We start from the raw sequence: 10,762 nt of genomic DNA, 5'->3' as shown, positions 1-10,762 counted from the left end.
CCTGCTGCTGATCTCCCTCGACTCACCCATCGGCCAATGACGGCAGCCGAAGTGTCACCACGAGCGCGAGACATACCGTCACCGATGTCTTGAGACACAACCGTCACCGATGTCCTGAGACTTCACAGTTGACGCCTCGTGGCCGAGTTGACGCCTCGCGACCGAGCTGACGCCTCGTGACGCAGGTGACGTGTCGCGCCGGACTTGACCTCTCGCGGGGCGCCGTAGGCTCGGGGGGTGGATCTGTTCGAGGCCGCGGGGGCGGACGAGGCGGGCGGGCCCGCCGTCGGGGCGACGGCGCCGCTCGCCGTGCGCATGCGCCCCGCCAGCCTGGCGGAGGTCCTCGGCCAGGAGCACCTGCTCGAGACCGGCTCGCCGCTGCGCCGGCTGGTCGAGCCGACCGAGCACGAGCGCCGCCGCGCCGGCCCCTCCTCGGTGATCCTCTGGGGCCCGCCCGGCACCGGCAAGACCACCCTGGCCTACCTCGTCGCGCACGCCTCCGGGCGCCGGTTCGTCGAGCTCTCCGCCGTCACCGCCGGCGTCAAGGACGTCCGCGCCGTCGTCGAGGAGGCCCGCCGGCGCCTGGTGACCTCCGGCGCCGAGACGGTGCTGTTCATCGACGAGGTGCACCGCTTCTCCAAGACCCAGCAGGACGCCCTGCTGCCGAGCGTGGAGAACCGGTGGGTCACCCTCGTCGCCGCCACCACCGAGAACCCGAGCTTCTCCGTCGTCTCGCCCCTGCTCTCGCGCTCCCTGCTGCTCACCCTGCGCCCGCTCGAGGAGCGGCACGTGCGGGCGCTGGTGCACCGGGCCCTGACCGACGAGCGCGGCTTCGGCGGCTCCCTCACCCTGGCCGGCGACGCCGAGGACCACCTCGTGCGCCTGGCCGGCGCCGACGCCCGCAAGGCCCTGACCATCCTCGAGGCCGCCGCCGGGGCGGCGGAGTCCGCCGACGAGCCGGAGATCACCCTCGAGGCCGTCGAGCGGGCCATCGACGTCGCCGCGGTGCGCTACGACCGCGCCGGCGACCAGCACTACGACGTCACCAGCGCGTTCATCAAGTCCATGCGCGGCTCCGACGTCGACGCGGCCCTGCACTACCTCGCCCGGATGGTCGTGGCGGGGGAGGACCCGCGGTTCATCGCCCGCCGCATCGTCATCGCCGCCGCCGAGGACGTCGGCATGGCGGACCCGTCGGCCCTGCAGACTGCGGTGGCGGCCGCGCAGGCGGTGGCCCTCATCGGCATGCCCGAGGCCCGCATCATCCTGGCCGAGGCGGTCGTGCACGTGGCCACCGCGCCGAAGTCCAACGCCGCCTACACCGCCATCGACGCCGCGATCGCCGACGTCAAGGCGGGCAAGGCCGGGCCCGTGCCGGCCCACCTGCGCGACGCCCACTACGCCGGCGCCAAGCAGCACGGTCACGGGCAGGGCTACCGCTACGCCCACGACTACCCGCACGGCATCGCCGCCCAGCAGTACGCCCCGGACGAGCTGGCCGGCACCACCTACTACCGGCCCACCGGCTACGGCCACGAGCGGGACATCACAGCCCGGCTGGCCCGGATCCGGCAGATCCTCGCCGGGCGGTAGTGGTAGTCTCTTCCGGTTGCCACGCGGGCCCTCAGGCCCCGGCAGCCACCTGGGGTCCTGGCCCATCGAGGCCGACCCCACGCCGCACGGGCGAACCTGCCCGCACGGTGTGACGTCACACAACCACGACAGGACGAAACATGGCAGTGAGCCGCACGCGCCGTCAGGTGCGCCTTTCCCGCGCCCTGGGGATCCCGCTGACCCCCAAGGCCGTCAAGTACTTCGAGAAGCGCCCGTACGGGCCCGGCGAGCACGGCCGCGCCCGCCGCCGCACCGAGTCCGACTACGCCGTCCGCCTCAAGGAGAAGCAGCGCCTGCGCGCCCAGTACGGCATCCGCGAGGCCCAGCTGGTCCGCTACTTCGAGGAGGCCCGCCGCGAGCCGTACCTGACCGGTGAGTCGCTGGTCGAGCTGCTCGAGATGCGCCTGGACGCCCTGGTCCTGCGCGCCGGGTTCGCCCGCACCATCGCCCAGGCCCGCCAGGACGTCGTGCACCGCCACATCCTCGTGGACGGCAAGCTCGTCGACCGCCCCTCCTTCCGCGTGAAGCCGGGCCAGGTCATCCAGGTCAAGCCGAAGAGCCAGGCCATGGTGCCGTTCCAGATCGCCGCCGCCGGCGCGCACCGCGACGTGCTGCCGAACGTGCCGGCCTACATCGACGTCGACATCGCCAAGCTGCGCGCCGAGCTGGTCCGCCGCCCGAAGCGTGCCGAGGTGCCGGTGACCTGCAACGAGCAGTTCGTCGTCGAGTACTACTCCCGCTGACGTCCCCGACGTCCGCGATGCGCTGCGCCCCGGGCAGCCGGCCTGTGCCGGTGCCCGGGGCGTCGCCGTCGAACCGGTAGCCTCACCTGTGACGGGCCGGGCGCTGCGCCCGACGCGCGCCCGGTCCGTCCCCGTCCGTTAGGAGAGTTCATGTCCGTCGGTGACATCGCCGGCCTCATCGCCGCGCTGGCGTTCGTCGCGCTCGTCGTCGTCCTCGCCGTCCCGCTGGTCAAGCTCGGCCGGGTCCTCGACGAGGCCCGGGGCACCGTCCGCGAGCTCACCACGCACACGCTGCCGGCCATCGACGAGGCCGCGCAGACGATCCGCGAGGCCAACGGCCAGCTGGTGAAGGTCGACACCATCACCACCTCCGCCGCCCGCGTCAGCGAGGACGTCTCGGCCCTGACCACGCTGGTCGCCGCCACCGTCGGCGGCCCGCTCATCAAGCTCTCCGCCTTCTCCTACGCCGTGCGCTCCGTGCTCGGCGGCCGGAAGGCCCGCTGAGATGCGCCCGCGGCTGCTCCTCGCCGTGACCGTGGGCGCCGTCGCCGTCACGGCCCTGATGGTCGCGCGCGCCCCGGGCCTGCGCGACCGGCTGCGGGCCCTGCCCGCGGACTTCGCCGCCGCGTTCCGGGAGCGGGAGGCCGAGCTGCGCGCCGCCCTGCTGCCCGACGACGACGCCGTCGCCGCCGCCCGCACCGAGGTGGCCCGCCGTCGCGGCCGCCACGCCGCGGACGAGGAATCAGACGACCTGCCGTACTCGTTCTACTGAGACCACCCTGCGTCCTGGACGCCGGCGCCCGCCCGCGCCCGCCGACCACCCGCCCCGACCCCGAGGAACCATGCGCACCGCTGAGATCCGCACCCGCTGGCTGGACTACTTCGCCAAGCAGGACCACCACATCGCCCCGAGCGTGCCGCTGGTCTCGCCCGACCCCTCGATCCTGTTCACGATCGCGGGCATGGTTCCCTTCATCCCCTACATCGTCGGGACCCAGCAGGCCCCGTGGCCGCGGGCGGCGTCGGTGCAGAAGTGCATCCGCACCAACGACATCGAAGAGGTCGGCAAGACCACCCGGCACGGCACCTTCTTCCAGATGGCCGGCAACTTCTCCTTCGGCGACTACTTCAAGGAGGGGGCCATCACGATGGCGTGGGAGCTGCTGACCAGCTCCCCGGCCGACGGCGGCTACGGCCTGGAGCCCGAGCGCCTGTGGATCACCGTGTGGGACCAGGACGCCGAGGCGAAGGACATCTGGCTCAACAAGATCGGCCTCCCCGCCGAGCGGCTGCAGTTCCAGACCCGCGAGGAGAACTTCTGGGACACCGGCCAGCCCGGCCCGGCCGGCCCCACCTCCGAGATCCACTACGACCGCGGCCCCGCCTACGGCCCCGACGGCGGCCCGGAGGCCGACACCCAGGGCGACCGCTTCGTCGAGATCTGGAACCTGGTCTTCGACCAGTACCTGCGCGGCGAGGGCGCGGGCAAGGACTACCCCCTGCTGCACGAGCTCGAGCAGAAGGCCATCGACACCGGCCTGGGCGTCGAGCGCCTCGCGTTCATCCTGCAGGACCGGGCCAACATGTACGAGACCGACGAGGTCTTCCCGGTCATCGAGGCCGCGGAGGCGCTGTCCGGCCGCAGCTACACCCGCGGCGCGAGCTCGGCGAACCCCGACGACGTGCGCATGCGCGTGGTCGCCGACCACGTCCGCTCCGCCATGATGCTCATCGCCGACGGCGTGCGCCCCGGCAACGACGGGCGCGGCTACGTGCTGCGCCGCCTCATCCGCCGCGCCGTGCGCTCCATGCGTCTGCTCGGCGTGGAGGAGCCGTCCCTGCCGGTGCTGCTGCCGGCCTCGAAGGACGCGATGAAGGGCTCCTACCCCGAGCTCGAGACCGACTTCGACCGCATCTCCCAGGTCGCGTACGAGGAGGAGGAGGCCTTCCGGCGCACCCTCACCGCCGGCACGACCATCCTCGACACCGCGGTGAACCGGGCGAAGTCCTCGGCCGGGACCGCCAAGCCGGTGCTCTCCGGCGCCGACGCCTTCGCCCTGCACGACACCTACGGCTTCCCCATCGACCTGACCCTGGAGATGGCCGCCGAGCACGGCGTGAGCGTGGACGAGACCGGCTTCCGGTCCCTCATGGACGAGCAGCGGCAGCGCGCCCGCGCCGACGCCCTGGCCAAGAAGACCGGGCACGTCGACACCTCGCTGTACACCGACCTGCAGAACCGCCTCGGCGGGCCGGTGCAGTTCCTCGGCTACACCGACACCACCGCCGAGGCGCGCGTCGTCGGCCTGCTGGTCGACGGCGTCCCCGCGCCCAGCGCAACCGCCCCGGCCGACGTCGAGGTCGTCCTCGACCGCACCCCGTTCTACGCCGAGGCCGGCGGCCAGCTCGCCGACCAGGGCACCATCACCTTCGAGGGCGGCGCGATCGTCGACGTCGCCGACGTCCAGGCGCCGATCAAGGGCCTGTCGGTGCACCGCGGCCAGCTCACCGAGGGCACCCTGACCCTCGACGAGCGCGGCGTGGCCGCCATCGACACCGCCCGGCGCAAGGCCATCGCCCGCGCGCACACCGCCACCCACATGGTGCACAAGGCGCTGCACGAGTTCCTCGGCGACCAGGCCACCCAGGCCGGGTCGGAGAACGCGCCCTCGCGCCTGCGGTTCGACTTCCGCCACGGCTCCGCGGTGCCCGCCTCCGTGCTCGGCGACGTCGAGGGGCGGGTCAACGAGCGCCTGGCCGACAACCTCGACGTCACCGACGAGATCATGGACATCGACGACGCCAAGGCCGCCGGCGCCATGGCCCTGTTCGGCGAGAAGTACGGCCGCAACGTGCGGGTGGTCTCCATCGGCGGCGACTGGTCCAAGGAGCTGTGCGGCGGCACCCACGTGCCCCAGACCGGCACCCTCGGCCTCGTCACGGTGCTGGGGGAGTCCTCCATCGGCTCCGGCGTGCGCCGCGTCGACGCCCTGGTCGGGGCCGGCGCCTACGGCTACCACGCCCGGGAGCACGCCCTGGTCAGCCAGGTCACCAGCCTGCTCGGTGGGCGGCCTGAGGAGCTGCCCGAGCGGGTCGACTCCCTCATGACCAAGCTCAAGGCGGCCGAGAAGGAGCTCGCGGCCCTGCGCCAGAAGCAGCTGCTCGCCGCCGCCGGCACGGTGGCCGACGGCGCCACCCAGGTCGGCACCGGCCGCGTCGTCACCCACGACGCCGGCGAGGTGGCCGCCGCGGACGACCTGCGCACGCTCGCCCTCGACGTGCGCGCCCGCCTCGGCGAGTCCGCCCCCGCGGTCATCGCGGTGGGCGGCGTGGCCAAGGAGCGCCCGGTCGTCGTCGTCGCCACCAACGCCGCCGCCCGCCAGGCCGGCGTGCGCGCCGGTGCCCTGGTGCGCGGCGCCGCGAAGACCCTCGGCGGCGGCGGGGGCGGCAAGGACGACGTCGCCCAGGGCGGCGGCACCGACGTCGCCGCGCTCGGCGCCGCGCTCGACGGGGTGCGCGCCGAGGTCGCGACGCTGCTGGGCGCATGAGCGAGCCCCCCGGCGCCGGCGCGGTCGCGGGCGGGGCCGCCGAGACGCGGCCCCGCCACGGCGTGCGGCTCGGCATCGATGTCGGTACCGTCCGCATCGGTGTCGCCCGGAGCGACCCCAGCGGGATCCTCGCCACCCCCGTGCGCACGGTGGCACGCGCCAAGGACGGCTCGGACCTCGCGGAGATCGTCGCGCTCGTGCGCGAGCACGAGGCCATGGAAGTCGTCGTCGGGTTGCCGCGCAGCCTGTCGGGGAAGGAGGGCAGGTCGGCCGACGCCGCGCGCGGGTACGCTGTCCGGGTCGCCGAGGCCCTGGCCCCGCTCCCCGTGCGGCTGGTCGACGAACGCCTCACCACCGTCAGCGCGCACCAGGCGCTGCGTGCCTCCGGACGCCCCGGGCGTCGGCACCGGGAGGTCGTGGACCAGGTCGCCGCGGTGATGATCGTCGAGCAGGCGCTCGAGGTCGAACGGCGCACCGGCGCCCCCGCCGGTGAGCTGGTCGTGCCCGACCCGCCCCCCGCGAGCAAGGAGAGCGAGTGAACGACCTCTTCACGGACGCCGAGCCCGAGCTGGACGCGGCCGCGGTCCGGCGAGCCCGGCGCGAGCAGCGCCTGGCGCGCGAGGCGCGCCGCCGGCGGCGTCGCCGGCGCAGCGCCGTGGTGCTGTTCGTCGTGGTCGCGGCCCTCGCCGCGCTGTCCGTCTGGGCCGTGCCGAAGGTTTCCTCGCTGCTCTCCGTCGGCGGCGGGCCGGAGGACTACCCCGGCCCCGGCACCGGCGAGGTGCTCGTCTCCATCCCGCAGGGATCCACCGGCCACGACATGGGCACGGTGCTCGAGGAGGCCGACGTCGTCGCCTCCGTGCGGGCCTTCACCGACGCGTACAACGACAACGTCAACGCCGCCCGCATCCAGGCCGGCAGCTACAACCTGAAGAAGCAGATGGCCGCGCGCGACGCCGTCGCCGCCCTGCTCGACCCGGCCAACAAGGCCGAGATCACCGTCACCGTGCCCGAGGGCTTCCACGCCCAGCAGGTCTACGAGCGCATCGCCAGCGTCTCGGGCCTGCCGATGGAGGAGGTCGAGGCGGCCGCGAAGGACCCGGCCGCCATCGGGCTGCCCGCCGAGGCCGGCGGCAACCCCGAGGGCTGGCTCGCCGCCGCCACGTACACCTTCGAGCCCGGCGACGACGCCGCCAGCATGCTGCGCAGCATGGTCACGCTGACCGTCTCCCGCCTCGACAAGCTCGGCGTGCCCGCCGCCGAGCGCCAGCGGGTGCTCACCGAGGCCTCCATCGTCGAGCGGGAGGTGAACCTGCCGCAGTACTACGGCCAGGTGGCCCGGGTCATCGAGAACCGCATCCACGACACCGCCCAGGTGGGCGGGCTGCTGCAGATGGACTCCACGGTGCTGTACGGGGTGGGGAAGGTCGGCGGGGTGCCCACGCGGGCGGACCTCGACAACGACAACCCCTACAACACCTACCTGCACCCCGGCCTGCCGCCGACGGCCATCGGTGCCCCGGGCGAGGCGGCCCTCGACGCCGTCATCAACCCGCCGCCGGGGGACTGGCTGTACTTCGTCACCGTCAACCTCGAGACCGGCGAGACCAAGTTCGCCGCGACGCTGGACGAGCACAACGCCAACGTGGCCGAGTTCCGCAAGTACATGGCGGAGAACCCGCAGTAGGTCGGCGCGGGTGCGCCGTCGCCGGGACGGGGCGGCCCCGGCGGCGGCGCCGCGTCGGTCCCGGCGGCGCGGTGCGGGCCGTGGCGGCCGGCGCGACGGTGTGGACGGCGCCGCCACGGCGACGTCGCGGGCTGGTAGACCTGGCACCGTCGGCGGCCGGCGGCTGAAGGAGGAGGCGTGCACGTGGCAACGGAGGCACTGGGCGGGCAGGACCTGCGCGCACCGGGCATCGAGCGGCGCGCCGCGGTGCTGGGCCACCCCGTGGCCCACTCGCTCTCGCCGGCGCTGCACCGCAGCGCGTACGCCCAGCTCGGCCTGTCCGGCTGGGGCTACGGGCTCCAGGACGTCACCGCCGCCGAGCTGCCCGCCGTCGTCGCCCAGCTCGACCCTGCCTGGGCGGGGCTGTCGCTGACGATGCCGCTCAAGCAGGCCGTCATGCCGCTGCTCGACGTCATCGACCCGCTCGCCGAGGTGACCGGGGCCGTCAACACCCTCGTGCTCCAGCCCGGGCAGGGCGGGGCCGGTCTGCTCGTGGGGTTCAACACCGACGTGCACGGCATCGTCGCCACCGTCCGGGAGGTGGCCCCGGCCGGGTGGCGGGCCGAGCGGGCCGTGGTGCTGGGCGCCCGGGCCACGGCGTCGTCCGCGCTGGCCGCGCTGGCCGAGCTCGGCTGCACCCGCCCCACCATGGTGGCCCGCTCCTTCGCCGGCCCCGGGTCGGCCGCGGCCGCGGCGCACCGGATGGGGGTGACGACCCAGAACGTGCCCTGGTCGGCGCCCGAGGCGGTCGCCGCGACGCTGCTCGAGGCGGACGTCGTCGTCTCCACGGTCCCGCAGGGCGTGGCGGACCCGGTCGCGCTGGCCCTCGCCGAGCTGCTGCAGCGATCCGCCCGGCCGGACGCCCTGGCCGGCCGGGTCCTGCTCGACGTCGTCTACGAGCCCTGGCCCAGCCCGCTGGTGCGGGTGTGGACCGACGCGGGCGGCCTCGTCGCGCCGGGCTGGGGCATGCTGCTCCACCAGGCCGCGGCGCAGGTGCAGCTCATGACCGGCCGCGCGCCCGACGTCGAGGCGATGCGGGCGGGCCTGCTCGGCGAGCTGGCGCGACGCCGCGACGGGGGCGCCGTGCCCGACGCCCCGCCGCCCTTCGACCTGCCGGCCCGATGACGGGCGAGCGGGACGGGGCGGGCGGGCCCCCGGCTGTGGGGGCGGACGCCGTGCCCGCGGCCGAGGGCCCGGGGGGTGAAGGCGTGCCTGCGGCCGACGGTGCCGACGCGGACTGGCACACGCCGCCCCTGAGGGAGGACCTGGCCACCGCCGGACGGCCCACGATCGCCGTCGGCGCCGTGCTCGCCGTCCTGGCCTGCTGGGGGCTGGCCGGGCAGGGCTGGGCCGTGGCCCTGGCCGGGGCGTACCTCACCCTGGTGGGCACCGTCCTGACCGTCATCGACTGGCGCACCCACCGGCTGCCGGACCGGATCGTGCTCGCCGGCACCGTCGGGGTGCTGGTCCTGCTCGGCGCGGCGGCCGCGACCGGAGACGCCTGGGCGGTGCTCGGCCGCGGCGTCGCCGCCGCGCTCGTGTCCCTGGTCGGGTACTTCATCCTCGCCCTCCTGCGCTCGGGCGGGCTGGGGCTCGGGGACGTCAAGCTCGGCGGGCTGCTGGGCCTCTGGCTGGGGTGGTTCGGCTGGCCGCACGTGCTGGCGGGCGCCCTGGCCGCGTTTCTCCTCGGCGGCGTGATCGCGCTGGTCCTGCTGGTGACCCGGCGGGCGAGCCGCACCTCGGCGATCGCCTTCGGCCCCTGGATGGTGCTCGGGGCGGCGGTCACGACGGCCCTGGCCGCCGCCGAGGTGCCGCTCGCGGGCTGAGGCACGCGTCACCCCCGTCCCGCGTGGACGCCCCGGCAGCACCGCGCCGCGCCATGGCAGGATCGCACGCATGCTCAGATGGTTGACCGCAGGTGAGTCGCACGGCCAGGCCCTCGTCGGGATCCTCGAGGGCGTGCCCGCCGGTGTGGCCGTCACCTCCGCCGACGTGCAGGCCGCCCTCGCGCGCCGTCGTCTCGGCCACGGTCGCGGCTCCCGGATGAAGTTCGAGCAGGACGAGGTGCGCCTGCTCGGCGGCGTGCGCCACGGCCGGACCATGGGCGGCCCCGTCGCCATCGAGATCGGCAACACCGAGTGGCCCAAGTGGCAGACCGTCATGTCGCCGGACCCCGTGCCGCGCGAGGCCCTGCTCGTCGACGCCGGCACCGGCGACGAGCGGGAGATCGCCCGCAACAGGCCGCTGACCCGCCCGCGCCCGGGACACGCCGACCTGGTCGGCATGCAGAAGTACCACCTCGACGACGCCCGGCCGATCCTCGAGCGGGCCAGCGCCCGCGAGACCGCCACCCGCGTCGCCCTGGGCACCGTCGCGGCGGCGCTGCTCGAGCAGGTCGCCGGCGTCCGGCTCGTCGCGCACGTCGTGGGCATCGGCCCGCTCGCCGTGCCCGACGACGCCCCGCTGCCCGGCCCCGACGACGTCGCCGCGCTCGACGCCGACCCGGTGCGCTGCTTCGACCCCACCAGCTCCGCCGCCATGGTGGCCGAGATCGACCGGTGCCAGAAGGACGGCGACACGCTCGGGGGAGTGGTCGAGGTCCTCGCCTACAACCTGCCCCCGGGCCTGGGCTCCCACGTCTCGGGCGACCGCCGCCTCGACGCGCGCCTTGCCGGCGCCGTCATGGGCATCCAGGCCGTCAAGGGCGTGGAGATCGGCGACGGCTTCCGCACCGCGGCCCGCCGCGGCTCCGCCGCCCACGACGAGATCGTCCCCGGCGACGACGGCCACCTGCACCGCCGCACCAACCGCGCCGGCGGCACCGAGGGCGGGATGAGCAACGGCGAGGTCCTCCGGGTGCGCGCCGCCCTCAAGCCGATCTCCACCGTGCCCCGCGCCCTGGCGACCGTCGACGTCACCACCGGCGAGGTCGCCCAGGCCATCCACCAGCGCTCCGACGTGTGCGCGGTCCCGCCCGGCGCCGTGGTCGCCGAGGCCATGGTGGCCCTGGTGCTCGCCCAGGCCCTGCTGGAGAAGGTCGGCGGCGACTCCGTCGCCGAGGCCGCGCGCAACCTGCGCGGCTACCTCGAGGCCATCCCCGAGCACATGCGCTGAGCCCCGGCATGCCGGGACGC

10 protein-coding genes are annotated in these 10,762 nt (G+C 74.9%); all 10 read left to right on the top strand.

Going from position 1 to position 10,762, the window contains the following annotated elements:
* Nucleotides 1–237: 237 nt before the first annotated feature.
* The 10 genes from GD970_RS16065 (at nt 238) to aroC (ending at nt 10,742) form a co-directional block, all read left to right on the top strand.
* Complete coding sequence (locus GD970_RS16065) at nt 238–1,593, top strand: replication-associated recombination protein A (RefSeq protein WP_152203909.1); 1,356 nt, start codon at nt 238–240, stop codon at nt 1,591–1,593.
* 140 nt (nt 1,594–1,733) lie between these two features.
* Nucleotides 1,734–2,357 carry a 30S ribosomal protein S4 gene (rpsD, locus tag GD970_RS16060; RefSeq protein ID WP_152203908.1) on the top strand — a complete coding sequence of 208 codons (624 nt, stop codon included), beginning with the start codon at nt 1,734–1,736 and terminating at the stop codon, nt 2,355–2,357.
* A gap of 150 nt (nt 2,358–2,507) precedes the next feature.
* Nucleotides 2,508–2,861, top strand: coding sequence for a DUF948 domain-containing protein (locus tag GD970_RS16055; RefSeq protein WP_152203907.1), 354 nt, complete (start codon nt 2,508–2,510; stop codon nt 2,859–2,861).
* A gap of 1 nt (nt 2,862) precedes the next feature.
* Nucleotides 2,863–3,129, top strand: a complete 267-nt coding sequence (locus GD970_RS16050) for a hypothetical protein (RefSeq protein ID WP_152203906.1) — start codon at nt 2,863–2,865, stop codon at nt 3,127–3,129.
* Nucleotides 3,130–3,199: 70 nt separating this feature from the next.
* Entirely contained in the window at nt 3,200–5,905 is a 2,706-nt protein-coding gene (gene alaS, locus GD970_RS16045) for an alanine--tRNA ligase (protein ID WP_152203905.1), read from the top strand.
* Entirely contained in the window at nt 5,902–6,444 is a 543-nt protein-coding gene (gene ruvX / locus GD970_RS16040; RefSeq protein ID WP_152203904.1) for a Holliday junction resolvase RuvX, read from the top strand. Before alaS ends, ruvX begins: the two co-directional genes overlap by 4 nt.
* On the top strand, nt 6,441–7,589 hold the full coding sequence (mltG, locus tag GD970_RS16035; protein WP_211489840.1) for an endolytic transglycosylase MltG: 1,149 nt from the start codon (nt 6,441–6,443) through the stop codon (nt 7,587–7,589). Before ruvX ends, mltG begins: the two co-directional genes overlap by 4 nt.
* Before the next feature lie 177 nt (nt 7,590–7,766).
* On the top strand, nt 7,767–8,753 hold the full coding sequence (locus GD970_RS16030; protein WP_226925396.1) for a shikimate dehydrogenase: 987 nt from the start codon (nt 7,767–7,769) through the stop codon (nt 8,751–8,753).
* An 83-nt stretch (nt 8,754–8,836) separates the two neighbouring features.
* Nucleotides 8,837–9,454: a prepilin peptidase gene (locus GD970_RS16025; RefSeq protein WP_211489841.1), complete on the top strand. Its 618-nt coding sequence runs from the start codon at nt 8,837–8,839 to the stop codon at nt 9,452–9,454.
* Nucleotides 9,455–9,524: 70 nt separating this feature from the next.
* Entirely contained in the window at nt 9,525–10,742 is a 1,218-nt protein-coding gene (gene aroC, locus GD970_RS16020; RefSeq protein WP_152203902.1) for a chorismate synthase, read from the top strand.
* Nucleotides 10,743–10,762: the final 20 nt, after the last annotated feature.

Source organism: Georgenia thermotolerans (assembly GCF_009193185.1).
Lineage (GTDB): Bacteria > Actinomycetota > Actinomycetes > Actinomycetales > Actinomycetaceae > Georgenia > Georgenia thermotolerans.
This window is presented reverse-complemented; position numbering and strand designations above follow the sequence as displayed.

Bases quoted from the DNA above. Each gene is read 5' to 3' on its own strand.
- GD970_RS16050 (WP_152203906.1), top strand. From the start codon at position 2,863: ATGCGCCCGCGGCTGCTCCTCGCCGTGACCGTGGGCGCCGTCGCCGTC.
- alaS (WP_152203905.1), top strand. From the start codon at position 3,200: ATGCGCACCGCTGAGATCCGCACCCGCTGGCTGGACTACTTCGCCAAG.
- ruvX (WP_152203904.1), top strand. From the start codon at position 5,902: ATGAGCGAGCCCCCCGGCGCCGGCGCGGTCGCGGGCGGGGCCGCCGAG.
- GD970_RS16055 (WP_152203907.1), top strand. From the start codon at position 2,508: ATGTCCGTCGGTGACATCGCCGGCCTCATCGCCGCGCTGGCGTTCGTC.
- aroC (WP_152203902.1), top strand. From the start codon at position 9,525: ATGCTCAGATGGTTGACCGCAGGTGAGTCGCACGGCCAGGCCCTCGTC.
- rpsD (WP_152203908.1), top strand. From the start codon at position 1,734: ATGGCAGTGAGCCGCACGCGCCGTCAGGTGCGCCTTTCCCGCGCCCTG.